Here is a 26,324-nt window from a genome sequence, read left to right on the forward strand (position 1 = left end):
CCGCCGTATACTTTTGCAAGTACGTTAGTGATTGCTGCAGTTAGTGTAGTTTTACCGTGGTCAACGTGGCCGATTGTACCAACGTTTACGTGCGGTTTTACGCGTTCAAACTTTTCTTTTGCCATCTTAAAAAATTCCTAATAAAGAAATTAAAGCCTGACTCACTATTGAGCCAGACAAGCTAAAATTATATAACAGCGCGAGCTGAAATTATTGTATCTGCGACATTTTTAGAGGCTTCAGCGTACTTCACAAACTCCATAGAGTATGAGGCACGGCCCTGTGTTGCAGATCGTAAAGCAGTTGCATAACCAAACATTTCAGAAAGAGGAACTTGCGCATTAATTTGCTTAAGTCCACCTAATGCATCTTCCATGCCTTCGATTATGCCGCGGCGACGGTTTAAGTCGCCAACTACATCACCCATATTTGAATCAGGAGTGAGTACTTCAACCTTCATTACTGGCTCTAAAAGTACAGGGTTAGCTTCAAGCGCCCCGTTTTTCATTGCCAGTGAACCTGCTATTTTAAATGCCATTTCATTCGAATCTACATCATGGAATGAACCATCATATAAAGTCGCTTTAACGCCAAGTAATGGGTAGCCTGCCAGTACACCTTGAGACATTTGCTCTTGGATACCTTTGTCTACCGCAGGAACGAATTCTTTAGGAACTGAACCACCTACGGTTTCGTTAACGAACTCGTAAATTGGTGACTCATCATCCGTAATATCCATCGGTTCAAGTTTAATCCAAACGTGTCCATATTGGCCACGACCACCTGACTGACGTATAAACTTCCCTTCAACCTTAACAGTTGAACGAATAGCTTCTCGGTATGAGACCTGCGGCTTACCAACGTTACATTCAACACTGAATTCACGTTTCATACGGTCGACGATGATATCTAAGTGAAGTTCACCCATGCCAGAGATTATAACCTGGCCTGATTCTTCGTCAGTTTGTACGCGAAAAGAAGGATCTTCAGCAGCTAGTTTACCTAGTGCGATACCCATCTTATCTTGGTCAGCTATAGTGCGGGGCTCAACCGCAATAGAGATTACTGGTTCTGGGAATTCCATACGCTCAAGCGTAATAATAGAATTCGGATCACACAGTGTTTCACCTGTTGTTACGTCTTTAAGACCAATAGCTGCCGCGATGTCGCCTGCGAAAACTTCTTTGATCTCTTCACGAGAGTTTGAATGCATCTGTACGATACGGCCAAGTCGCTCACGCTTACTTTTTACTGGATTATATACCGTGTCACCCTGTTTAACAGTACCAGAGTAAACACGGAAAAAGGTCAAGGTTCCAACAAACGGGTCTGTTGCAATCTTAAATGCGAGTGCAGCAAACGGCGCTTTATCATTAGCTGGACGTTCTTCCTCAGTACCATTTTCTAAGATACCTTGGATTTGTTTCACTTGCTCTGGTGACGGCATATATTCAACAACGCCATCAAGCACAGCTTGAACGCCTTTGTTTTTAAATGCGCTACCACAAGTAACTGGAACAATCTCATTTGCTAATGTTCGTTGGCGTAAAGCATTTTTAATTTCTGCTTCACTTAACTCTTCACCTTCTAAGTATTTATCCATTAGTTCTTCTGTTGCTTCAGCAGCGCTTTCAACTAAATGAGCGCGCCATTCTTCAGCTAATTCCAGAAGTTCTGCCGGTATTGCCTCATAAGAGAAAGTCATACCCTGGTCCTCTTCGTTCCAGTTAATCACTTTCATTTTTATAAGGTCAATAACACCTTTAAAGTCGTCCTCAGCGCCTACAGGCAACTGAATTGGAACAGGCGTTGCTCCAAGACGAGATTTCACCTGGCTGACCACTGCTAAGAAGTCTGCGCCCGTGCGATCCATTTTATTTACGAAGATCATTCTCGGAACTTCGTATTTGTTCGCTTGACGCCAAACTGTCTCAGTTTGCGGCTGTACACCAGATGAAGCACAAAGAACAACTACCGCACCATCTAGTACGCGTAAAGAACGCTCTACTTCGATAGTGAAATCTACGTGTCCTGGAGTATCAATAATATTGATACGATGGGCGTCAAATTGAGCATCCATCCCTTTCCAAAAACACGTTGTTGCAGCAGAAGTGATTGTGATACCACGCTCTTGTTCCTGCTCCATCCAATCCATAGTTGCAGCGCCATCATGTACTTCACCGATCTTATGAGAAAGACCTGTGTAGAACAGAACACGTTCTGTTGTGGTGGTTTTGCCTGCATCTACGTGAGCAACAATACCTATATTACGATAGCGCTCAAGTGGAGTTGTACGTGCCATATGATCCTCTTAAAGGTTAAAGACAGATTACCAACGGTAATGAGCGAATGCTTTATTCGCTTCAGCCATACGGTGAACGTCTTCACGTTTCTTAACCGCAGTGCCTTTATTATCAGAAGCGTCAACGATTTCTTGAGCTAAACGTAAGCCCATAGATTTTTCGCCACGCTTACGTGCAGCGTCTACTAACCAACGCATACCTAATGCGTTACGACGAACTGGACGTACTTCAACTGGTACTTGATAAGTTGAACCACCAACACGGCGAGATTTAACCTCTACCTGTGGACGGATGTTATCAAGTGCAGTTTCAAAGATTTCTAGGTGCGACTTGCCTGATTTCTCAGCAGCCACGTCTAGCGCACCATAAACAATTTTTTCAGCAGTAGATTTCTTGCCGTCTAACATCACGATGTTAACGAATTTAGCAAGAAGTTCCGATCCGAACTTAGGATCTGGAAGAATTTTACGTTGACCGATTACGCGTCTTCTAGGCATTTTGTATCTCCGGTTTATTCAGGTTTGCTCTTTCGAGTCAATCACCCAAAACAATAATTATAAATATTTAGTGCTTGGCCTTACTAACGGAATACAATTACCCTTTAGGGCGTTTTGCACCGTATTTAGAACGAGCTTGACGACGATCGCTAACGCCTGCACAGTCAAGTGCACCACGAACAGTGTGAAAACGCACACCTGGTAAATCTTTAACACGACCACCACGGATTAGGATTACACTATGCTCTTGAAGGTTATGACCTTCACCGCCAATGTATGAAGTTACTTCGAAACCGTTAGTTAAACGTACACGTGCTACTTTACGTAACGCCGAGTTTGGTTTCTTAGGTGTAGTTGTATATACGCGAGTACATACACCGCGCTTTTGCGGACACGCTTTTAGTGCAGCTGAGTTACTTTTCGTAACCTTGCTACGGCGTGGCTTACGCACTAGCTGGTTAATAGTTGCCATTTAAATAGCTCCTGAAATTAAAATTACTACTGAAAAAAATAAAAAAATCCGCCCTTTATTTACGAGCCTGCATTAAGCACACAAGTAAATGGGTGGCGGAATTTTAATGAGCAAAGTTTAACCTGTCAACCTAAACTAATCGTAAGACAGCATATAACTGCCTTACGATCACTTAATCTATTGATTAAGAACAGTTTATTGATTTCCAGACAAATCAGCATTTAGAGCGTCTGTAAGTGCTTGAGTCGCCTCTTCTGCACTTACTGTTTGCTCTTCTACTACTACTTTGCTTTGTTTACGGCGAGCCATACGTTCTTGATGATACGCAAAACCGGTACCGGCTGGGATCAAACGACCCACAATTACGTTTTCTTTAAGACCGCGAAGCTCATCGCTCTTACCATTCACTGCCGCATCTGTAAGAACACGTGTTGTCTCTTGGAAAGACGCTGCAGAGATGAAAGATTCTGTTGCTAGTGATGCTTTTGTGATACCCATTAACTGGATTTCAAACTTAGCTGGTATCTTACCTTGTTTTTCAAGGTCACGGTTTGCGATATTAACGCGCGCCACTTCGATTTGTTCACCGGCTAAGAAGTCAGTATCACCGCCGTGCATAATGGTACATTTACGTAACATTTGACGGATAATTGTTTCAATGTGCTTGTCATTGATCTTAACGCCTTGCAAACGGTAAACCTCTTGCACTTCGTTAACGATATAGTTAGCAACATGAGTTACACCACGTAGGCGTAAGATGTCATGCGGTGATTCAGGACCATCGGCAATAACTTCACCTTTAGACACTTGCTCACCTTCAAACACGTTAAGTTGACGCCACTTAGGAATCATCTCTTCGTAATGATCACCTTCAGCTGGAGTAATAACTAAACGCTTCTTACCTTTAGTCTCTTTACCGAAGCTAATTGTACCAGTTACTTCAGCTAATATAGCTGGATCTTTTGGCTTACGAGCTTCAAATAAGTCGGCTACGCGTGGTAGACCACCCGTGATATCACGAGTTTTCGAACCTTCTTGCGGAATACGTGCTAACACGTCACCTGGGTTTGCTGTAACGCCGTCAATAACTTCAATCGTAGTGAATGAAGGAAGACGTGTTTCTTGCAGACCGCGCTCTTCACTTTCAATGATAAGCTTTGGTTCTTTCGTATTTACTTTAGCAAGATCTTTTACAACTACACGGGTTAAACCGGTTAGTTCATCAGTCTGTGCTTCAGTATTTGAATCATCGATATCGCTGAACGATACTTTTGACTTATGCTCAAGAACGATTGGGTGACTATGCGGGTCCCAAGTAGCGACGATGTCATTACCTTGAACTTCTGCATTGTCTTGCACTGTTAGTACCGCACCGTAAGGTACTTTATAACGCTCTTTCTCACGACCATGACTATCGATGATAGTAATTTCCGTAGAACGAGAGGTAATAACAATCTTACCGTCTGTGTTTAATACGTACTTAGAGTTATGAAGTTTTAATGTACCGTTAGTTTTAACTTGTACATTATTTTCTGCAGATGCTCTAGATGCCGCACCACCGATGTGGAAGGTACGCATTGTTAACTGTGTACCCGGCTCACCGATTGATTGAGCCGCGATAACACCCACTGATTCACCAGCGTTGATGATGTGACCACGTGCTAGGTCACGACCGTAACAGTTAGCACAAACACCAAAGTCATTATCACATGTGATAACAGAACGTACGCGAACTTCATCTACTGAGTGCTCTTCTAAAAGGTCACACAGTTTTTCGTCAAGCATAACATTACGTTCAACAAGTACAGTATTAGTACCTGGAATTACAATATCTTCTGCAACAACACGACCTAGAACACGTTCGCGAAGTGCTTCTACAACATCACCACCTTCAATAAGCGGTTTCATTGTTAAGCCATCTTCTGTGCCACAGTCATCTTCATTGATTACCAAATCTTGTGCAACGTCTACTAGACGACGCGTTAGGTAACCCGAGTTTGCTGTTTTAAGTGCTGTATCGGCAAGACCTTTACGCGCACCATGCGTTGAGATGAAGTACTGAAGTACGTTTAGACCTTCACGGAAGTTAGCTGTGATTGGCGTCTCGATGATTGAACCATCTGGACGTGCCATTAGACCACGCATACCCGCCAACTGACGAATCTGTGCAGCACTACCACGAGCACCTGAGTCGGCCATCATAAACACTGAGTTAAATGACGGTTGCTCTACTTCTTCACCTTTTGCATTGATAACTGTATCTTTTGACAAGTTAGCCATCATCTCACGTGATAAGTTTTCGTTTACACGTGACCAGATATCGATAACTTTATTGTACTTTTCACCAGCCGTTACAAGACCTGATTGGAATTGTTGGTTGATTTCAGTCACTTCAGCTTCAGCTGATTCAATTATCTGTGCTTTAATCGGTGGGATAACTAAGTCATCAATACCGATAGAAACACCTGACTTCATTGCATAATGGAAACCGGTGTACATAACTTGGTCAGCAAAGATAACTGTATCTTTAAGACCTAGACGACGGTAACACTCATTCAATAAGCCAGAAATCTGCTTTTTACCTAGCGGCTGGTTGATTGACGCAAACGGCATGCCTTTAGGTAAAATTAGAGACAGAATTGCACGACCAACAGTTGTATCGATAACAGTAACAGTGTCTTCTACTATGCCGTCTTCGTTTTTAACTGATTGGCTAATACGTACTTTCACGATTGCGTGAAGGTCTGCATTGCCGCTGCGGTATGCTTTTTCTGCTTCTTTTGGATCTTTAAATATCGCGCCTTCGCCTTTAGCGTTAATGCGGTCACGAGTCATGTAATAAAGACCCAATACAACATCCTGTGAAGGAACGATGATTGGCTCACCATTCGCAGGAGATAGAATGTTGTTTGTTGACATCATTAAGGCACGAGCTTCAAGCTGTGCTTCGATTGTTAACGGTACGTGTACCGCCATTTGGTCACCATCGAAATCGGCGTTGTAGGCCGCACATACTAATGGATGCAAATGAATCGCTTTACCTTCGATAAGCACAGGTTCAAACGCTTGGATACCCAAACGGTGAAGTGTTGGTGCACGGTTAAGTAATACTGGATGTTCACGAATTACTTCGTCAAGTACATCCCATACTTCCGGAACTTCACGTTCAACCATCTTCTTAGCTGCTTTGATTGTCGTAGCCATGCCGCGACGCTCTAATTTGCCATAGATGAATGGTTTGAATAACTCTAGTGCCATCTTCTTAGGAAGACCACATTGGTGAAGCTTAAGTGTAGGACCTACTGTGATTACAGAACGGCCTGAATAATCTACACGCTTACCAAGTAAGTTCTGACGGAAACGACCTTGCTTACCCTTGATCATATCAGCAAGAGATTTAAGAGGACGTTTGTTAGAACCTGTAATTGCACGACCACGACGACCGTTATCAAGTAGCGCATCTACCGCTTCTTGTAACATACGTTTTTCGTTGCGTACAATAATGTCTGGTGCTGCTAAATCTAGTAGACGCTTAAGACGGTTATTACGGTTAATAACACGACGGTAAAGGTCGTTTAGATCAGATGTCGCAAAACGACCACCGTCTAATGGTACTAATGGACGTAGATCAGGTGGCAATACTGGAAGTACTGTCATGATCATCCACTCAGGGTTATTACCTGATTGGTGGAACGATTCCATTAACTTAAGACGTTTAGTGATTTTTTTACGCTTAGTTTCAGAGTTAATTGTTGGTAACTCTTCACGCATCTCAGCAATTAATTGAGCAAGATCAAGTTCACGAAGCAAGTCTAAAACTGCTTCAGCACCCATCTTCGCTTCAAATTCATCACCGTGCTCTTCTAGTGAATCTAAGTATTCTTCTTCACCTAATAGTTGACCACGCTCAAGCGTTGTCATACCAGGCTCAGTTACTACGAATGATTCGAAGTAAAGAACACGTTCAATATCACGAAGCGTCATATCTAGCATTAAGCCAATACGTGACGGTAATGATTTTAAAAACCATATATGTGCAACTGGGCTCGCAAGGTCGATATGACCCATACGATCGCGTCGCACTTTAGTGAGTGTTACTTCAACGCCACACTTTTCACAGATCACACCACGGTGTTTAAGGCGTTTATATTTACCACATAAACACTCATAATCTTTCACTGGGCCGAAAATACGGGCACAGAATAAGCCGTCGCGCTCAGGCTTGAAAGTACGGTAGTTAATAGTCTCAGGTTTCTTTACTTCACCGTATGACCATGAACGAACCATGTCTGGTGAAGCAAGACCAATGCGAATTGCATCGAATTCTTCGGTCTTATTTTGTTGCTTCAGAAACTTAAGTAAGTCTTTCACCTTAGCTCTCCTGTCGGAGTTAATCTTGAGGACGGATAGTCTCGTCCCTACATTCTATTCAGCCGTAACAGATGCTGCAGCGTTAACTGCAGCATCTAATTGGCTTAATTTTCTTCCAACTCGATGTTGATACCCAGTGAGCGGATTTCTTTCAACAATACGTTGAACGATTCTGGCATACCTGGTTCCATTTTATGGTTACCATCAACGATGTTTTTATACATCTTAGTACGACCGTTCACGTCATCCGATTTCACTGTTAGCATTTCTTGTAGAGTGTAAGCAGCACCGTAAGCTTCAAGTGCCCATACTTCCATCTCACCAAAACGCTGGCCACCGAACTGTGCTTTACCACCCAGCGGCTGCTGAGTAACAAGGCTGTAAGAACCAGTAGAACGTGCGTGCATCTTATCGTCAACCAAGTGGTTAAGTTTAAGCATGTACATGTAACCAACAGTTACTTGACGTTCAAACTGATCGCCAGTACGGCCATCATAAAGTGTAACCTGACCACTTCGAGGATATCCACCAAGCTCAAGCATGTCTTTGATTTCGCTTTCTTTCGCGCCATCAAATGCAGGAGTAGCTATTGGTAAACCACCTTTTAAGTTTTCAGCTAGACGACGAATTTCGTCATCAGTGAAGCTAGCAATGTCTACAACTTGGCGAGATTCACCAATTTCGTAAGCTTGCTTGATGAATTCACGTAGCTCATGAAGCTCACGTTGTTCTTTCATCATCTCTTCAATACGTTCACCGATACCACGTGCAGCAAGACCCATATGTGTTTCAAGGATCTGACCGATGTTCATACGCGATGGTACACCTAGTGGATTCAATACGATATCTACCGTACGACCTTTGTCATCGTAAGGCATATCTTCTACTGGTACGATAGTCGAGATAACACCTTTGTTACCGTGACGACCCGCCATTTTATCACCCGGTTGGATACGACGTTTAACAGCTAGGTATACTTTAACAATCTTAAGTACGCCTGGTGCTAAATCATCACCTTGGGTAATTTTACGACGTTTGTTTTCAAACTTTTTATCGTATTCAGCTTTAAGCTCATCGTACTGTGCAGCTAGTTGCTCAAGCTCAGCTTGCTTGTCTTCTTCAGCAAGGCTTTGCGTAAGTACTTTTTCAGCATTAAGAGATGCAAGTTTTTCTTCATCAAAACCAGCAGCTATAAGTAGCTTGCGTGCACGGTCTAAAACGCCTGCTTCTAAGATACGGAACTCTTCGTTGAAGTCTTTCTTCGCTTCGCGAAGCTGCATATCTTCAACTTCTAACGCGCGTTTATCTTTTTCAACACCATCACGGGTGAAAACTTGCACGTCAATTACAGTACCAGTTACAGAGTTTGGTACACGTAAAGAGCTGTCTTTAACGTCAGACGCTTTTTCGCCGAAGATAGCACGTAGGAGCTTCTCTTCAGGTGTAAGCTGTGTCTCGCCTTTAGGAGTCACTTTACCTACTAGAATATCGCCGCCTTTAACTTCAGCACCAATATATACAACGCCTGATTCATCAAGCTTGCCTAGCGCAGACTCACCCACATTCGGGATATCTGCAGTGATCTCTTCAGGACCTAATTTAGTATCACGGGCAACACACTGTAGTTCTTGAATATGGATAGTCGTTAGACGATCTTCTTCAACTACGCGCTCTGATAACAAGATTGAATCTTCGAAGTTGTAACCGTTCCATGGCATGAATGCCACGCGAAGGTTTTGACCAAGGGCTAAGTCACCTAAGTCAGTCGAAGGACCATCTGCTAACACGTCACCACGAGTAACCGGTTCGCCAACCATACAAGTTGGTTTTTGGTTAATACATGTATTTTGGTTAGAACGTGTGTATTTGGTTAAGTTGTAGATGTCGATGCCCGCTTCACCAGGGATGCGCTCTTCTTCATGTACATTTACAACGATGCGACTTGCGTCAGCATACATTACTTCACCACCACGTTTAGCAACGATAGTTACACCAGAGTCTTTCGCTAGTGTTAACTCAATACCAGTACCTACTAACGGTTTATCCGCTTTCAATGTTGGTACTGCTTGACGTTGCATGTTTGAACCCATCAATGCACGGTTAGCATCATCGTGTTCTAGGAACGGGATAAGTGCTGCCGCTACAGAGATCACCTGTTGTGGTGATACATCCATATACTGCTGGTCCATGCGACCCATAAAGGTAGATTCACCTTTGTGACGACATGGAATAAGTTCATCAACAAACTCATTGGTTTCAGTTAAGTTTGAGTTCGCCTGTGCGATAACAAACTGACCTTCTTCAATGGCTGATAAGTAATCAACTTCATCAGTTACAACACCATCTACCACTTTGCGGTAAGGTGTTTCTAAGAAACCGTAGTCATTTGTACGTGCGTACGTAGACAACGAGTTAATTAGACCGATGTTTGGACCCTCAGGAGTCTCGATTGGACATACGCGACCATAGTGAGTTACGTGAACGTCACGTACTTCAAAGCCTGCGCGTTCACGAGTTAGACCGCCCGGACCTAATGCAGAGATACGACGTTTATGCGTAACTTCTGATAGTGGGTTATTTTGGTCCATAAACTGTGATAACTGAGACGAGCCGAAGAACTCTTTAACCGCTGCCGAAATAGGCTTAGCGTTAATAAGATCTTGTGGCATTATCGCGTCAAGGTCACCTAAGCTTAAACGCTCACGTACAGCACGTTCAACACGTACTAGACCAACACGGAATTGGTTCTCAGCCATTTCGCCAACACTACGTATACGACGGTTGCCTAAGTGATCGATATCATCAACATCGCCTTGACCGTTACGAATAGCAATTAATACTTTCATAACAGACACGATGTCTTCTTTGCTTAATGTGCCTGGGCCTGTGTCTGTATCGTAACCAACACGGCTATTGAACTTCATACGACCTACAGTAGATAAGTCATAACGCTCTTCAGAGAAGAACAAGTTCTGGAATAAGGCTTCAGCCGCGTCTTTCGTCGGTGGCTCGCCTGGGCGCATCATGCGGTAAATTTCTACTAGTGCTTCTAAACGGCTGCTTGAAGAGTCAATGTTCAATGTATTTGACATGTAAGCACCGCTGTCCACTTCATTGATATATAACGTATCAATTTTAGTGTGACCGGCTTTAACCAATTCAGCCATTAGCTCTAGAGTTAGCTCGTCATTTGCATTTGCAATAACTTCACCAGTTGACTCATCAACATAGTTTTTAGCTACAATACGGCCAATGATGTACTCATGTGGTACTTCTAATTGCTTAATGCCTTTCTTCTCGATGCTCTTGATGTGGCGAGCCGTAACACGACGACCGCTTTCAACAAATACTTCACCGTCTTCGCTCTTGATATCAAAAGCGGCAGTTTCACCACGTAAACGCGAAGGTACAAGTTCCATAAGAACTTTACCATTCGTTACTTCAAACGTAGTGTTATCGAAGAACATATCTAGGATTTCTTCGCTAGAATACTCTAGTGCACGTAGGATGATAGACGCCGGTAATTTACGACGGCGGTCAATACGTACATATAAGTTATCTTTTGCATCAAATTCGAAGTCTAACCATGAACCACGGTAAGGTATAACGCGTGCGTTATATAATACTTTACCCGATGAATGGGTTTTACCGCGGTCGTTATCAAAGAATACACCAGGGCTACGGTGTAGCTGAGAAACGATAACACGCTCTGTACCATTGATTACAAAAGTACCGGTATCTGTCATGAGCGGAATTTCGCCCATGTAAACTTCTTGCTCTTTAATGTCTTTAACTGTGCCTGGTGCTTCTTTGTCCATAACAACAAGACGCAGTTTCACGCGAAGTGGAGCAGAATAAGTCACACCGCGAATTTGACATTCTTTTACATCGAAAACTGGCTCACCAATACGGTAACTTACGTATTGAAGCTCAGAATTTCCCGAGTAGCTTTTAATAGGGAACACAGAACGGAAGGCAGCTTCCAAACCATGATCGCCATCAGCGTCCGGCACTAAGAATTTTTTAAACGATTCTAACTGTGTAGACAGTAAAAAAGGTATATCCAAAACTTGTGGACGTTTACCAAAATCCTTACGGATACGTTTCTTTTCAGAATAAGAGTAAGCCATGGGGTTCCTCAGCTTGCTGATCTTTGACCCGACCTGTTCTTGTAAGAACAGACTTAACTGGCAGCTATGCCAAGATTTTACAACATTTAACTGTTGTTCTAATTAGATCCCACTTTAACACTAGCAAACTATAAAGCGTTGAAAGTAAAGAAAAAATCAGATTTTATTTGAACTAAAAGAGTGCATCACTCTATAGCGCAAAAAGGCCGGTGATTAAATAATCACCAGCCCTTGCCTGATTTCTCAGGCAGCGAACTTAGCAAAAGCTAAATTACTTAACCTCAACTTCAGCACCAGCTTCAGTAAGATCTTTTGCAAGTGCTTCAGCTTCTTCTTTAGATACACCTTCTTTAACAGGTGTAGGAGCAGCTTCAACAAGAGCTTTCGCTTCTTTAAGGCCAAGGCCAGTTGCGCTACGAACAGCTTTGATTGCAGAAACCTTGTTAGCGCCAGCGCCAGTAAGGATTACGTCAAATTCTGTTTTCTCTTCAGCAGCTTCAGCAGCTGGACCAGCTACCATTGCAGCTGCAGCAGTTACGCCGAATTTTTCTTCCATTGCTTCGATAAGAGCAACAACGTCCATTACTGACATTTCAGCAATTGCGTCAAGGATTTGGTCTTTAGATACAGACATTACAAATTTCCTAATAATTAACGGACATTAAGTCCAAATAAATTTTACACCGAAAGTGAGATTAAACAGCTTAAAATTAAGCAGCTTGCTCTTCTTTCTGTACACGTACTGCTTCAATTGTTTTACACAATTTGCCAGCAGACGCTTCTTTCATAGCACTCATTAAGCGTGCAACAGCTTCATCGTATGTAGGTAATGTAGCAAGCATTGCTGCATCAACAACATTTCCTTCAAAAGCGGCCGTTTTAAGCTCGAATTTCTCATTCTTTTTCGCGAAATCTGAAAAGATACGCGCAGCAGCACCTGGGTGCTCTGATGAGAAAGCGATTAAGCTTGGACCAACAAATGAATCAGAAAGACACTCAAAATCTGTTCCTTCAAGAGCACGTTTTGCTAAAGTGTTACGGACAACTTTCATCCAAACACCATTTGCACGAGCTTCTTTACGAAGGGCAGTGATTGCGCCAACTGTTACACCACGAGAATCTGCAACAACTGCAGATAGAGCACCATTGGCTGCTTCGTTGACTTCAGCAACTATTGCTTTTTTGCCTTGAAGATTTAAAGCCATGGGTGTTACTCCTGGTTTAATGGGGGTACCGATTATCGGATTCCCCTGTTCTACTCTTCCCTACCAAACAAGGTAGAGATGCTTTTTACGGCGAGAGCCAGAAGGATTAGGAAAAATCTATCTGGGGTCTACACCGTCTACGTAGGTGAATATTAAGGCCGAAGCCACCTACGGTCTTGGACGGAAGCCCAATTTATCGTTAACCCCGAAGGCTTAACGAAATTATGGACTTCAACCCGAATTCTTTACTTTGCAAATTAATAAATTAATCAACAAAATGGCGCGAAATTATAGTACAAATTTCACGCCATGTAAACACTCAATTAAGCAACAATAGTGCTTAAAGTGTTTTGGTCAACAGAAACACCTGCGCCCATTGTTGTAGAGATAGTTACTTTCTTCAAGTAAACACCTTTAGCTTGAGAAGGTTTAGCCTTCTTAAGCGCAACAATTAGAGCTTCAAGGTTTTGTTGTAACTGCTCTGCAGTGAAATCAACCTTACCAATAGTAGTATGGATGATGCCATTTTTGTCATTACGGTAACGTACTTGACCTGCTTTAGCATTTTTAACTGCTTCTGCAACGTTAGGCGTTACAGTACCAGTTTTAGGGTTTGGCATTAGACCACGTGGGCCTAAGATTTGACCTAGTTGACCAACAACACGCATAGCGTCTGGTGATGCAACAACAACGTCAAAGTTCATCTCGCCTTTTTTAACTAGTTCAGCAAGATCTTCCATACCTACTAATTCAGCACCGGCTTCTTTTGCAGCTTCTGCATTAGCGCCTTGTGTGAATACAGCAACACGAACGTCACGACCAGTACCGTTAGGTAGTACAGTAGCACCACGAACGTTTTGATCAGATTTACGAGCATCGATACCAAGGTTAACGGCAACGTCAACACTTTCTACGAATTTAGCTGTCGCTAACTCTTTTAAAAGAGCAACTGCTTCATTGATTTCGTAATCTTTAGTTACTTCCACTTTTTCGCGGATAGTACGCATACGTTTAGTTAATTTAGCCATTTCTTAGTCCTCTACGTTCAAGCCCATCGCACGCGCAGAACCTGCGATAGTGCGAACCGCTGCGTCCATATCGGCAGCTGTAAGGTCAGTTCGTTTTGTCTCAACAATTTCTTCAAGTTGAGCACGAGTTACTGTGCCTACTTTATCAGTGTTAGGACGGCCTGAGCCTGACTTGATACCAGCAGCTTTCTTAAGTAAGTAAGCAGCAGGTGGCGTTTTCATGTCGAACGTAAATGAACGGTCACCGTAAACAGAGATCACTACAGGAACTGGAGCGCCTTTTTCGATAGACTCTGTACGTGCGTTAAACGCTTTACAGAATTCCATGATGTTTACACCGTGTTGACCTAGTGCAGGACCTACAGGAGGACTAGGATTAGCCATACCAGCGGCAACTTGTAGCTTGATTAGAGCTTCAACTTTTTTAGCCATTATAAATACCTCATTTGGTGGGTCTCAGCCTTGTGCGCGCGAGGACGCGTACTCTAACGGCTTCCCAGTTTAAAAATTGGTTTCGTACTTTTTGCACAGTAAAAAATAAATTTTACCTTAATACAAAAAGGCCGCTGATTATAAGTTAATCAGCGGCCTTTTTCAAGCTTCATGCCAAAATTTAAATAAAAATTAGCGAAGCTTTTTTAATCAATTACTTATCTTGCTCAACTTGACCGAATTCAAGCTCAACTGGCGTAGAACGACCAAAAATAAGTACAGATACTTTTACGCGGCTCTTTTCGTAGTCAACTTCTTCAACTACACCACTGAAATCTGCAAATGGACCATCTGTAACGCGTACAACTTCACCTGGTTCAAATAATGTAGCAGGTTTAGGTGCTTCAGCATTTTCTTGTAGGCGATTAAGAATGCGCTCAGCTTCTTTAGGGCTGATAGGAGCAGGACGATCAGACGTACCACCAATAAAGCCCATAACGCGTTCTGTGCTGTTCACTAAGTGCCAGCTTGCGTCATTCATATCCATTTGTACTAATACATAACCTGGGAAGAATTTACGCTCAGATTTACGCTTTTGGCCAGCGCGCATCTCAACAACTTCTTCAGTTGGTACCAATATCTCACCAAAGCTCGATTCTAGACCTTCGATTTTAATATGTTCAATTAACGTTTGAGCAACACGCTTTTCGTAACCAGAAAAGGCCTGTACTACATACCAACGTAACTTAATTTCTTTGTTCTCGTTCTCATCCGACATGGGATCAGATCTCCAATCCAGTTAAAAAGCCTACAGCGCGGAATAAAATGCCATCTAATCCCCAAAGGATAAGTGCCATAATCACTGTTGCAACCATTACAATTAATGTCGTGTGGGTAGTTTCTTGGCGCGTTGGCCAAATAACTTTGCGTACTTCAATTCGAGCTTCTTTAGCGAAAGCAAGAAAGTTACGTCCCTTAAATGTTTGCGAGGCAATTGCTAATCCGGCCGCTATTGCAACAACAACGCCAATAGCACGTAGTAATACAGATTGATCTGCATACATGTGATTACCAACAACTGCGCCTGCAAGTAGCGCGATTGCTACTAACCACTTTACTGACTCCATCGCACTTGATGGTGTTTCTACATTCGTGCTCATAATATTATTACCTTAACTACAGACACAACAACCCTACACTACGGCAGGGTTAATCCATTAAAATCTAAACTTAAAAACAGACTTAATTTAAACCGGTTTTTAATCTCAGACTACTCAAATAACAAGTAAAACTGGCAGGGGCGGAGAGATTCGAACTCCCAACCATCGGTTTTGGAGACCGCTGTTCTACCAATTGGAACTACGCCCCTGCAAAGTGGATGCCTATTATACTTACGCAGTTCATTAACACAAGCCTAAAAGATACCCACATTGGAAAATCTAATTAATTAATTACATTATTGTTTAAACTGCTAATAATTTAATCGGTTAGATAAACCTACAATCCAAAGATATTGATTATTTCCCTATGGTTTTATAAACGTCACTTAACAAGCTTGAAGCGCCAAACCTAAATGTATTTGCTTGCAAATAATCATCACCCATTATTGCGCGTGCTAGCGCTAAATAATCACTAGCATCGGCCACTGTTTTAACACCGCCGGCCGCTTTAAAGCCCACACGTTTATTTGAGTTTTTAATGGCTGTTAGCATAGTTTTTGTTGATTCAAGCGTGGCATTTACAGCTACTTTACCCGTACTGGTTTTTACAAAATCAGCACCGCCTTCAATTGCAAGCTCCGTGGCTTGAGTAATAAGCGCGTCGGTTTTTAGCTCGCCGCTTTCTATTATTACTTTAAGTTGCGCGCGCGACCCACATGCTTTTTTACTTTCGCTTACATAGTTAACTACAGTTTGAGCATCGCCAGCGATTAACTTTTTATAAGGAATAACCAAATCAATTTCGTCAGCGCCGCGCTCTATTGCAATAAGTGTTTCGTTAATTACATCACTCAGTGGTGCATCACCTGTTGGAAAGTTAGTAACTGTTGCGACTTTAATATAGTTAAGCTCACGCGCTGCGAGTGCTATTTTTGCATCATCAACAAAGTCGCTATAAACACATACAGCGGCAGGCGTGCCTAAGGTAGGATTTATGCTATCAACAAGTGCTTGAATGCTTTTGGTGGTATCGCTGGTGTTTAAGCTTGTTAAATCCATCAGTGCGACTGCTAATGCGGCATCTTTTTGGTGTTGTGTCATTAGAGCTCCGTTGCTTATGTAATACCAATTTTATTAAAAACATGATCATTTTAGCGTATTAAATAACGCACTAACTAGGTTAAAAACTATTTATATAGAACAACTATGTATCATAATTTTAGCCTTGTTATTGAGCTATTTTCTCGTCGCTATAATAGATCACTAATTTAATGCAATTGGTATAAGTACAAAATTTGATATGCCTCCATATTAACAAATTAAACCAAACTCGCTATAGCTCATAACCAAACACTATAAGCTGGTTATTTTACTTGTAACTCGGCGCAATCCCTTGTTAACTAGCTCTTAGGCCTAAAAAGCCCACCTATTATAACTTTTGGTTATATCAACTTGGTTTTAATTATTTTTTACTTATTGATAGCCACTATATTCTGCTTAACAGAATAAAGCGTTTTCTTATATTTGAATTTGTTTAGGGGTCTTATTAACGTGCAGTATTTACCTATCTTTACCAAACTCGACAACAAACCAGTATTGGTTGTTGGCGGTGGAGAGGTCGCATTACGCAAATGTCGCGCGTTTTTAAAAGCGAGAGCAAGCGTTACTTTAGTAGCACCTTGGTTTTGCGACGAACTAAAAGAGCATGCACATAATAATGAAGTAAAGCTTATTGATGCTTATTTTGATGAATCGCACCTTGATGGCAAAATGCTTGTTATTGCAGCAACCGACCGCGATGAAGTAAACAACAACGTATTTGAACTTGCCAATGCCCGCAATGTGTTTGTAAACGTGGTTGATGACCAACCTAAATGTACGTTTATATTCCCATCCATTGTTGACCGTGACCCAATTACGATTGCTATATCAAGTGCTGGCACAGCGCCCGTACTTGCACGTCGCTTACGCGAAAAGCTCGAAACTCTTATTCCACATCATATTGGCCCACTTGCAACACTTGTCGGTGGCTTTAGAGAAAAAGTAAAAAAACGCTTTAAGCATTTTTCAGACCGCCGCCAATTTTGGGAAGGCGTGTTCGACTCATCTGTCGTGAGTAAAGTACAAACCGGCGATACCCAAGCCGCACAGCAGCAACTAGAGCAAATGCTAGATGCTAAAGCAGAACCTGAAGGCGAAGTATATGTAGTAGGCGCAGGCCCTGGCGATCCAGAGCTTTTAACACTTAAAGCACTACAACTTATGCAACAAGCCGACGTCGTCGTTTATGACTTTTTAGTCTCTGACGAAATTATGGAACTAGTGCGCCGCGATGCTGACCTTATTTGTGTAGGTAAACGTTTGGGCGATCATAGTGTTGTTCAAGAAGATACCAACCAAATGCTGGTCGACCTTGCTAAACAAGGCAAAAAAGTGTGCCGCATTAAAGGTGGTGACCCGTTTATTTATGGCCGTGGTGGCGAAGAAGTACAAGTACTGGCTGCTAACAACGTAAATTATCAAATTGTTCCAGGTATTACAGCCGCTGCAGGTTGTAGTGCTTACGCGGGTATTCCGCTTACGCATCGCGACCATGCACAAGCCATTCAATTTGTAACTGGCCACTGTAAAAAAGACGGTCAAGAACTTGATTGGCAATCGCTGGCAAAAGCAAATCAAACGCTGGCTATTTACATGGGCGTAATTAAATCGCCGCACATACAAGGCGAGCTTTTAAAACATGGCCGCAAAGCCGACACCCCTGTTGCCATTATCGAAAACGGTACACGTAAAAATCAGCGTGTAGTAACAGGCCAATTAGGCGAACTTGCCGACTTAATTGAACGCAACAGCATTATATCGCCTGCGCTACTCATTATTGGTGAAGTAGCCGCCCTGCACTCGCAACTAGCGTGGTTTGGGAAGAACGAGCAAACAAGCAGCTTTGCACAGCCGCTAACAGATGTATCAAATACATAACCGAATTTTAAATTTGTAACTTTTAATCATTTTAGTAGGACGACTAACAATGGCTTTAACTCACCTTCAGCAACTTGAAGCTGAAAGTATCAAAATCATGCGCGAAGTCGCCGCTGAGTTTGAGAACCCAGTAATGCTTTACTCTATTGGTAAAGATTCGTCGGTACTTTTGCACTTAGCGCGTAAAGCATTTTACCCTGCAAAAATTCCGTTTCCGTTATTACACGTAGACACCAACTGGAAGTTTCGTGAAATGATCGAGTTTCGCGACCGTATAGCTAAAGAATACGGCTTTGATCTACTGGTACACAAAAATCCAGAAGGCATTGAAATGGGTGTAGGCCCGTTTACGCATGGCTCGGGTAAACATACCGACATAATGAAAACCCAAGGCTTAAAACAAGCGCTAGATAAATACGGCTTTGATGCTGCATTTGGTGGCGCACGCCGCGACGAAGAAAAGTCACGCGCAAAGGAGCGTGTTTATTCGTTCCGCGACAAACACCACCGTTGGGACCCTAAAAACCAACGCCCAGAGCTTTGGAATACCTATAACAGCCAAGTTAATCCGGGTGAGAGCATTCGTGTTTTCCCATTATCTAACTGGACTGAGCTTGATATTTGGCAATACATTTATCAAGAAAACATCGAAATGGTGCCATTGTACCTAGCTAAAGATCGCCCAGTAGTTGAGCGCGACGGTACTTTGATTATGGTTGACGATGAGCGTATGCCTCTTAATGAAGGTGAAGTACCGCAAATGAAATCTGTACGTTTTCGTACATTAGGCTGCTACCCACTTACCGGTGCAGTTGAATCAACAGCCAGTACTTTAACCGAAATCATCGAAGAAATGCTGCTATCTACGTCATCTGAACGTGAAGGTCGTGTTATTGACCATGATTCAGCCGGCTCAATGGAGAAGAAAAAACGTGAGGGGTATTTTTAATGTCTAGCCAAAATAACGATACATTTAACGAAGTAAAAGAAATAGGCATAGACGCCTACCTAGCACGCCAACAAGACAAAAGCTTATTACGCATGCTTACTTGTGGCAGCGTAGATGACGGTAAATCAACACTGATTGGCCGCCTACTGCACGACAGCCACCAAATTTATGAAGATCAGCTAGCAGCCCTTCATAAAGATAACGAAAAAGTAGGTAATGCAGGTGAAGATCTTGACCTTGCTTTATTAGTTGATGGCCTACAAGCTGAGCGTGAACAAGGCATTACGATTGACGTAGCGTACCGTTACTTTTCAACGGCTAAGCGTAAATTTATTATTGCCGACACGCCTGGGCACGAGCAATACACGCGCAACATGGTAACTGGTGCATCAACAAGCGATGTCGCCATTATTTTGGTTGATGCGCGTTACGGCGTACAAGTACAAACTAAGCGCCATAGCTTTATTTGTGACTCGCTGGGCATTAAACAGTTTGTTGTTGCCGTTAATAAAATGGATATCGTTGATTTTGACGAAACCGTGTATGAAAAAATTAAGGCCGATTATCTTAAATTTGCTGAGCAACTTAACGTATCAAACATTAAGTTTGTGCCTATGTCGGCGCTTAAAGGCGACAACGTAGTAACACGCTCTGCACATACACCGTATTACACCGACAAGCCGCTACTAGAGTTATTAGAAGATTCGCCAGCAGCCGAAACAGATACAGGCTTTGAAGCGCGCCTACCGGTGCAATATGTCGTGCGTCCTAACTTAAACTTCCGTGGTTTTCAGGGCACACTGACATCGGGCAAGATGCACGTAGGCGATGCTATAAAAGTACTACCGTCGGGTAAAACATCAAGCATTAAAGAAATTGTTACCTTTGATGGTAATCTGGACAGCGCCGAAGCAGGCCAAGCAATTACCGTTACCCTAAATAACGAAATTGATATTAGCCGAGGGGATGTAATCGTACCTGCAAACTCAACGGCCGCTGTTACTAACCAGCTGCAAGCTAAAATTGTGTGGATGCATGAATCGCCATTAGTGTTAGGTAAAAGCTATAACCTAAAACTAGGTAGCAAAAACACCTCAGCTATTGTTAAAAAGATTGACTACACAATTGATGTAAACACGCTTGAGCACGGCACTAGCGACTCATTACAGCTAAACGAAATTGCGATTGTAACGCTTGAACTAACCGAAACTATTTTGGCAGACGAGTACCACAGCAATCACGAAACAGGCTCGTTTATCCTAATCGATCGCTTATCAAACCTAACAGTTGCTGCCGGTATGATTGAGCAAGTACTGCAAAGCCAAGCACAGCAAAGTAACTTTAGCGAATTTGAAGTTGAATTTAACAGCTTAGTACGCAAGCACTTCCCGCATTGGCAAGCGCTTGATATTTCTAAGTTATAAGTTAACTTTAGCCTGTTAGGAATTTAAAAGCATGGTAGAACAGCTCGTTTTAACAGGCATTATTCTTACCTTAGTCGGGTGCCTTTTTGGCACCCGTATTAATCCAGCATGGTTATTTGTAAGCGCTATTGGCACCAGCTACTTAGCAGGGCTAATCGATCTTGAAAGTATGTTAGTTAACTACGCTAACCCGTCGCTTATCACTTTAGTACTATTGGTGTTAGTGTCGACCGCAATAGAAAAAACCACCCTAATTCAAAAGTTAGCGCAATCGCTATCTAAAGGTAGTTTAGTAAAATCGGTAACAAAATTGGGGTTATCAACCGCCTTTTTATCGTCGTTCACTAACAATACCGCCGTTGTTGCATCGCTTATTACAGCGATAAAAGACAATCCTAATCACTCCCCTTCAAAGCTATTATTACCGCTGTCGTACACTGCTATTTTGGGCGGCACTATTACGCTTATTGGTACATCAACCAACTTAATCGTTAATGGCTTTGCAGTAGATGCGGGCATGGAACCGCTGGGCTTTTTTGACTTTACCTTAGTAGGTTTAGGCGCGCTAAGCGTAGGCCTAATTACCATTTTAGTAATGCTTAAATACTTACCCGACAACGGTAAAAGCGACCAAGAAGTCGTGCCTTTTTACCTAGAAGGTAAAGTACAAGCAAGCTCAAAATTAATAGGCCAAACCGTAGAAGAAAACGGCCTACGTGATTTAAAAGACTTATTCCTTGCTGAAATTATTCGCGACGGGAGCCGCATTTGCGCAGTCACTCCACAGCAAGTTATTCAAAAAGACGACGTGCTGCTGTTTGTAGGTGACATAAAATCGGTGCCATTACTTACCCGTTTCGACGGTTTAAAAGTAGTGCACGAGAATCATCAAAAAGACATAGAACACTTAGTAGAAGTAGTTGTAAGTCAATCTTCAAAATTTATTGGTAAAACCGTAAAAGAAGCCCGCTTTAGAGAGCAGTTTCATGCTGCTGTTATTGCTATTCGCCGTGGACACGACCGCTTACAGGGCGGCCTTGGGCAAGTGCAATTACAAGCTGGCGACTCACTTATACTCGCACCAGGCAAAAACTTTTACACTTTGCCTAATTTAAAGCGCGAATTTGTGTATATTTCAGGGTTTGACTTACAAGCCCACCTTGCACCTAAGCAATCAAATATTGTGCTACTAAGCTTTGCCGCAGTACTGGGTTTAAGCATTATTGGCATAGTGCCGCTGGTTAAAGGCTTATTAGTATTACTGATTGGCTTAATGCTCAGCGGCACCATAAAACTTAACGAAGTAAAACGCCGTTTTCCTATCGAGTTACTCGTAGTTGTAGGTAGCGCCATTGGCCTTGCTAAATTAATGATAGGCACCGGACTTGCCGGGCAAATATCCGACGCCATGTTTATGGTACTTGGGGATTTTGGCCCGTACGGCGCGTTTATAGCTATATTTTTAATGACCGTATTATTTACCGAGCTTATAACTAACAACGCAGCTGCTGCCTTATCTTTCCCTGTTGCTTACTCGCTCGCGGTTGGTTTTAATGTAGACCCACTACCGTTTATTATGGCGGTTGCCTTTGGCGCATCAGCCAGCTTTATATCGCCATTTGGGTATCAAACTAACCTAATGGTTTATAGCGCGGGTAACTATCGCTTAAAAGATTACATAGTAATGGGCTTACCCCTTTCTATTATTTATTCAATCACGGTATTAACCCTGATCCCGCTGGTATTTCCGTTTTAATACCTGCGCTCACAGCATAAGAGACTCTCACTATGGATGAAAATATAGTTTGGCATAACTACGCAACTACAAAAGCACAGCGTAGTGAGCAAAAAAAACATAAGCCCGCTATTTTATGGTTTACCGGCTTTTCAGGCTCTGGCAAAAGCACCGTAGCAAACGCACTAGAAGCGGCGCTTAATCAGCAAGGTACGCACACTTACCTGCTCGATGGCGACAACGTACGCCACGGTTTGTGTAAAGATCTAGGCTTTAGCGACGAAGACCGCATTGAAAACATACGCCGCGTAGGCGAAACCGCAAAACTAATGACCGACGCTGGCTTGTTAGTACTTACTGCGTTTATATCGCCTTTTAGAGCAGAACGCGACATGGTGCGTAACTTAGTAGATGACGGCGAATTTATCGAAGTATTTATCGATACCCCACTGGATGTATGCGAAAGCCGCGATCCAAAAGGCTTATACAAAAAAGCCCGCGCTGGAGAGATAAAACACTTCACAGGTATCGATTCAAACTACGAAGTGCCAAACAATCCAGAAATAATTTTAGATACAAGTAAAAACACCCTAGACCAATCGGTTACACAACTGATAACGTATCTAAAACAAAAGCACATAATATAGGTTAACCCCATGAATCAAACCGAACTGCTAGAAGAAACCCTCATCCTTGCCCGCAAAGCAGGCCAAGCGATAATGGGAATTTACGAAAAGGATTTTAACGTTGAGTACAAAGCCGATGAAAGCCCCGTAACCGACGCCGATTTAGCAGCTCATAAACTGATTGTGGCAGGGCTTCAACAGCTCACACCTGATATTCCAATACTCAGTGAAGAAAACGCCGACATAAGCTGGGATGTACGCCAAACGTGGAAAAGCTACTGGTTAGTTGATCCAATCGACGGCACTAAAGAATTTATTAAAAAGAACGGTGAATTTACCGTAAACATCGCCCTAATTAAAAACGGCATTCCTATTTTAGCCGTAGTAGATGCACCTGCCCTTGGCGTATCCTACTTAGCTGCCGAAGCAATTGGCGCATTTAAAGATAAAGGCGATGAGCGAATTGAGCTTAAAGTAACGACCAAATCTAATAAAGGGTTAATTCGAGTTGTAGGCAGTCGCTCTCACCCATCACCCGATTTAGCCGAGTTTGTAAAACGCTTTGACGAGGTTGAAATGGTGTCTAAAGGCAGCTCACTAAAGCTGTGTTTAGTCGCCGAAGGCAGCGCCGATATTTACCCGCGTTTAGGTCCAACTTGCGAATGGGATACAGGCGCAGGCCATGCTATTGCTGAAATAGCCGGCGCTAAAGTAACTAAGCTCGATGGCAGCCCGCTTATTTATAACACCAAAGATGAGTATTTGAATCCGTATTTTGTAGTGAGTGCGGTGGAAGAGTAAGAGCAGTTTTGAGTGGTTAGCTATCAGTTGTCAGCAAGACAAGTGATAGCCTGCATACTAAGTGCAATCTGGAGTTATTAAATGAGCAGTGAGAGAACGGTTACTTTTTACGGAGATAAAAGCACTTTTACCATCGACCTTTAAAATTGTTTTCACTAGCCCAATCGCTAAACTCACCTATTAGAATAGAAAATCCAGATTCTTCTATTTCTTGAAGAGATTCAGGTTGCTCCCTAGTTACTCCATATTCCATTGCACGGCGATAGATTTTGCGAATTCTTACTAATAACGACTTCAATTCCTCAAAGTCACCCAGCGTTATATGCTCTGCATTAACTCCAATTGATTTAGCAAACCTAGGAAAATAAATATTAACCTCTTCCTTAGTGAAATTTGGCGCGGAAAACTTCATTTTTGACCAAAACTCAGTTTCAAATTTTTCACAAAAGAAATCTGATATACCAGAAGACAATATTACATTCGCATTATATGGAGTAGAGCTACTAAAAATTATTCCGTATATTTTAAAAGAATCTACCTCTATATCAAAAGTCGCAGATATTGAGGTTAAGTATTTCTGAAAGTGATCTCGATGATTTAAGTAATTGGAGAAGTTATTTTGATTTATACTTTGCTTAATTGTAATTGCTCGTTGTTCTGAACTATGGAATCTACTAACTGTTACCCCAAATATCAAACTTCCAGACGCAATCCAGAGGGGTAGTTTAAATATTGAAATAAAACTAGAATACGCGTCCACTGTCCCTGACAACTTAAGCCCATCAATTAAGGGATATGCAAAGAACAAAGCTAAAATCAGTGGTGAGATAGTCGCCAACCAAAACAAAAAATTTTTATGTAAGGCCTTTTCGCCATTGATGTAAAAGTAATTAGACAATTTCATAGCCTCACCAATCTCCATTTAGTAATACTAGTGCCTACCGAGCACTTTTAACTATAATGACTAATGATTTACCCCTCTTTAAAATAAACAGAGGTAACCACCTTATTAAGCAATCATAAAAAGCTATGGAATCAAACTTTATTTTTGATTTTTCAGGGAGAAACAAAAATAAAGTACCAGTCCGATTATTATTTAAAATACCTTATTATGCGTAAACTAAAAGCTCGCATATGCTTTCATCACACTTTGTCCTAGTACATTTGCAGTTGCAAGATATAAAAACTGTTTTGGCTGAGTGCTCAAAAACTCACTCATAAGCCATTGCTCTTTATCTGAGAATATTCTATCGAACATGTATGGGTGATAACGAGTTATTGACCCAAGATAAAACATAAACATGTAAATAATTGATTCTTGACTGTATCGTTTATCGGCACACTTAGATAAGTACATTGTATAGCCGTTAGCTCCTATAAAGTACCAAATGCCTTTATTTCTAATTTTCTGAGATAAAGTAGAATAATCGGATCTACCTGGTGTATAAGAAGCCATTTCGTGCAGCTCTTCATAAAAGAAGCCATCCTTTTCTTGGATAATGTTATAACCAATATTTTTTAACTCAATAATTTCTTCAGGGCTAGATGCTAGCTTAGCTCTGAAGATTAGCTGTTTACTATCTTTTAATAATTCCGATGATTCTATACGGACAAAAGTTTCTTTCTGATTATAAATTTCACTATAAGCTCGATGTACACCAACGCAGTGATTTAATAACTCTTTTGTATTCAGCTTGATATCATCGGTACATGTATTTGGATCAAAAAGAGAAACTAACTCATGAGCAACTTGAACTATTTGCTGCTTTTGTTTTTGCTTAGTAACTTCAGAGTTAAGAAACTTATGGTTATGCTTTTCAGACATACCATGCATATACATCTTATTTTCGCCAAATGTCCCCCTCAAGTTAATCATGATTTTTGCTAAATTTAGAAAGGAGTAATAATAAAGTAATGGCTGACTTTTAATTGGGCTTGATTCTGCCGATATATAAAAATGCTTTGCTTGCTCAAGTAAAGAACGAAGAAACTCCTCACCTTTTTTATCGCTAGACCCTTTTTTAATTACATAATTCCAAAATGACCATATATCAGATATTACTAACTTTTCATTTTTGCCTAAATTGACAACAGAACTAGGTTGACTGAATAATGGGAAACCATATTTTTGTTCTACTTTTTTTCTAGCCACGATTACCTACTTTTATAATTAAAATTATTACGCATAACACTTCAATAAAAGGGTACCCCA

The 26,324-nt window shown here is 41.8% G+C and carries 21 protein-coding genes and 1 tRNA gene; 6 read left to right on the forward strand and 16 right to left on the reverse strand.

All coding sequences use genetic code 11. The features are described 5' to 3' along the window. The 14 genes from H5159_RS17845 to deoC form a co-directional block, all read right to left on the reverse strand. On the reverse strand, positions 1-125 hold a 125-nt coding region (locus H5159_RS17845), incomplete at its 3' end, for a GTP-binding protein (protein WP_033023824.1). 62 nt (positions 126-187) lie between these two features. Then, a complete protein-coding gene (gene fusA, locus H5159_RS17850) occupies positions 188-2,302 on the reverse strand; it encodes an elongation factor G (protein ID WP_182692564.1) in 2,115 nt (704 codons plus the stop codon). A 27-nt stretch (positions 2,303-2,329) separates the two neighbouring features. Continuing rightward, on the reverse strand, positions 2,330-2,800 hold the full coding sequence (gene rpsG / locus H5159_RS17855) for a 30S ribosomal protein S7 (protein ID WP_010555004.1): 471 nt from the start codon (positions 2,798-2,800) through the stop codon (positions 2,330-2,332). Between the two features lie 97 nt (positions 2,801-2,897). Further along, entirely contained in the window at positions 2,898-3,272 is a 375-nt protein-coding gene (rpsL, locus tag H5159_RS17860) for a 30S ribosomal protein S12 (RefSeq protein ID WP_002958885.1), read from the reverse strand. 195 nt (positions 3,273-3,467) lie between these two features. Further along, entirely contained in the window at positions 3,468-7,643 is a 4,176-nt protein-coding gene (rpoC, locus tag H5159_RS17865; protein ID WP_002958884.1) for a DNA-directed RNA polymerase subunit beta', read from the reverse strand. A gap of 104 nt (positions 7,644-7,747) precedes the next feature. Further along, a complete protein-coding gene (gene rpoB, locus H5159_RS17870) occupies positions 7,748-11,773 on the reverse strand; it encodes a DNA-directed RNA polymerase subunit beta (protein ID WP_024597281.1) in 4,026 nt (1,341 codons plus the stop codon). 271 nt (positions 11,774-12,044) lie between these two features. Continuing rightward, positions 12,045-12,407 (reverse strand): 50S ribosomal protein L7/L12, encoded by a 363-nt coding sequence (rplL, locus tag H5159_RS17875; protein ID WP_002958882.1) that lies wholly within the window; start codon positions 12,405-12,407, stop codon positions 12,045-12,047. A gap of 76 nt (positions 12,408-12,483) precedes the next feature. Next, positions 12,484-12,978, reverse strand: coding sequence for a 50S ribosomal protein L10 (gene rplJ / locus H5159_RS17880; protein ID WP_002958881.1), 495 nt, complete (start codon positions 12,976-12,978; stop codon positions 12,484-12,486). Between the two features lie 323 nt (positions 12,979-13,301). Next, entirely contained in the window at positions 13,302-14,006 is a 705-nt protein-coding gene (gene rplA / locus H5159_RS17885) for a 50S ribosomal protein L1 (protein WP_002958880.1), read from the reverse strand. Positions 14,007-14,009: 3 nt separating this feature from the next. Next, positions 14,010-14,438 carry a 50S ribosomal protein L11 gene (rplK, locus tag H5159_RS17890; RefSeq protein ID WP_002958879.1) on the reverse strand — a complete coding sequence of 143 codons (429 nt, stop codon included), beginning with the start codon at positions 14,436-14,438 and terminating at the stop codon, positions 14,010-14,012. A 214-nt stretch (positions 14,439-14,652) separates the two neighbouring features. Beyond that, on the reverse strand, positions 14,653-15,216 hold the full coding sequence (gene nusG / locus H5159_RS17895; RefSeq protein ID WP_002958878.1) for a transcription termination/antitermination protein NusG: 564 nt from the start codon (positions 15,214-15,216) through the stop codon (positions 14,653-14,655). 4 nt (positions 15,217-15,220) lie between these two features. Beyond that, positions 15,221-15,598 carry a preprotein translocase subunit SecE gene (gene secE / locus H5159_RS17900; RefSeq protein ID WP_002958877.1) on the reverse strand — a complete coding sequence of 126 codons (378 nt, stop codon included), beginning with the start codon at positions 15,596-15,598 and terminating at the stop codon, positions 15,221-15,223. A gap of 132 nt (positions 15,599-15,730) precedes the next feature. After that, positions 15,731-15,807, reverse strand: a tRNA-Trp gene (locus H5159_RS17905). A 148-nt stretch (positions 15,808-15,955) separates the two neighbouring features. Then, positions 15,956-16,699: a deoxyribose-phosphate aldolase gene (deoC, locus tag H5159_RS17910; protein ID WP_182780784.1), complete on the reverse strand. Its 744-nt coding sequence runs from the start codon at positions 16,697-16,699 to the stop codon at positions 15,956-15,958. A gap of 450 nt (positions 16,700-17,149) precedes the next feature. Here deoC and cysG point away from each other — a divergent pair, with 450 nt between their 5' ends. From cysG to cysQ, 6 genes are read left to right on the forward strand one after another with little or no spacing between them, the layout of a single operon-like run. Then, complete coding sequence (gene cysG, locus H5159_RS17915) at positions 17,150-18,577, forward strand: siroheme synthase CysG (RefSeq protein WP_182780785.1); 1,428 nt, start codon at positions 17,150-17,152, stop codon at positions 18,575-18,577. Positions 18,578-18,626: 49 nt separating this feature from the next. Then, complete coding sequence (gene cysD / locus H5159_RS17920) at positions 18,627-19,526, forward strand: sulfate adenylyltransferase subunit CysD (protein WP_002958873.1); 900 nt, start codon at positions 18,627-18,629, stop codon at positions 19,524-19,526. Beyond that, positions 19,526-20,950, forward strand: a complete 1,425-nt coding sequence (gene cysN, locus H5159_RS17925; protein WP_182780786.1) for a sulfate adenylyltransferase subunit CysN — start codon at positions 19,526-19,528, stop codon at positions 20,948-20,950. The genes cysD and cysN overlap by 1 nt, the downstream gene beginning before the upstream one ends. 31 nt (positions 20,951-20,981) lie before the next feature. After that, on the forward strand, positions 20,982-22,706 hold the full coding sequence (locus tag H5159_RS17930) for an SLC13 family permease (protein WP_182780787.1): 1,725 nt from the start codon (positions 20,982-20,984) through the stop codon (positions 22,704-22,706). Between the two features lie 32 nt (positions 22,707-22,738). Further along, complete coding sequence (cysC, locus tag H5159_RS17935; protein ID WP_182695911.1) at positions 22,739-23,332, forward strand: adenylyl-sulfate kinase; 594 nt, start codon at positions 22,739-22,741, stop codon at positions 23,330-23,332. A gap of 9 nt (positions 23,333-23,341) precedes the next feature. Continuing rightward, on the forward strand, positions 23,342-24,112 hold the full coding sequence (gene cysQ / locus H5159_RS17940; RefSeq protein WP_182780788.1) for a 3'(2'),5'-bisphosphate nucleotidase CysQ: 771 nt from the start codon (positions 23,342-23,344) through the stop codon (positions 24,110-24,112). 127 nt (positions 24,113-24,239) lie between these two features. On the opposite strand, the gene H5159_RS17945 is transcribed toward cysQ, so the two are convergent. Then, positions 24,240-25,016, reverse strand: a complete 777-nt coding sequence (locus H5159_RS17945; RefSeq protein WP_182780789.1) for a hypothetical protein — start codon at positions 25,014-25,016, stop codon at positions 24,240-24,242. A 216-nt stretch (positions 25,017-25,232) separates the two neighbouring features. Continuing rightward, the gene (locus H5159_RS17950) at positions 25,233-26,264 is read right to left on the reverse strand and encodes a YaaC family protein (protein ID WP_182780790.1); all 1,032 of its coding nucleotides are present in this window, start codon (positions 26,262-26,264) and stop codon (positions 25,233-25,235) included. Positions 26,265-26,324 lie beyond the last annotated feature (60 nt).

The organism is Pseudoalteromonas sp. SG43-1 (genome assembly GCF_014164415.1).
Lineage (GTDB): Bacteria > Pseudomonadota > Gammaproteobacteria > Enterobacterales > Alteromonadaceae > Pseudoalteromonas > Pseudoalteromonas distincta.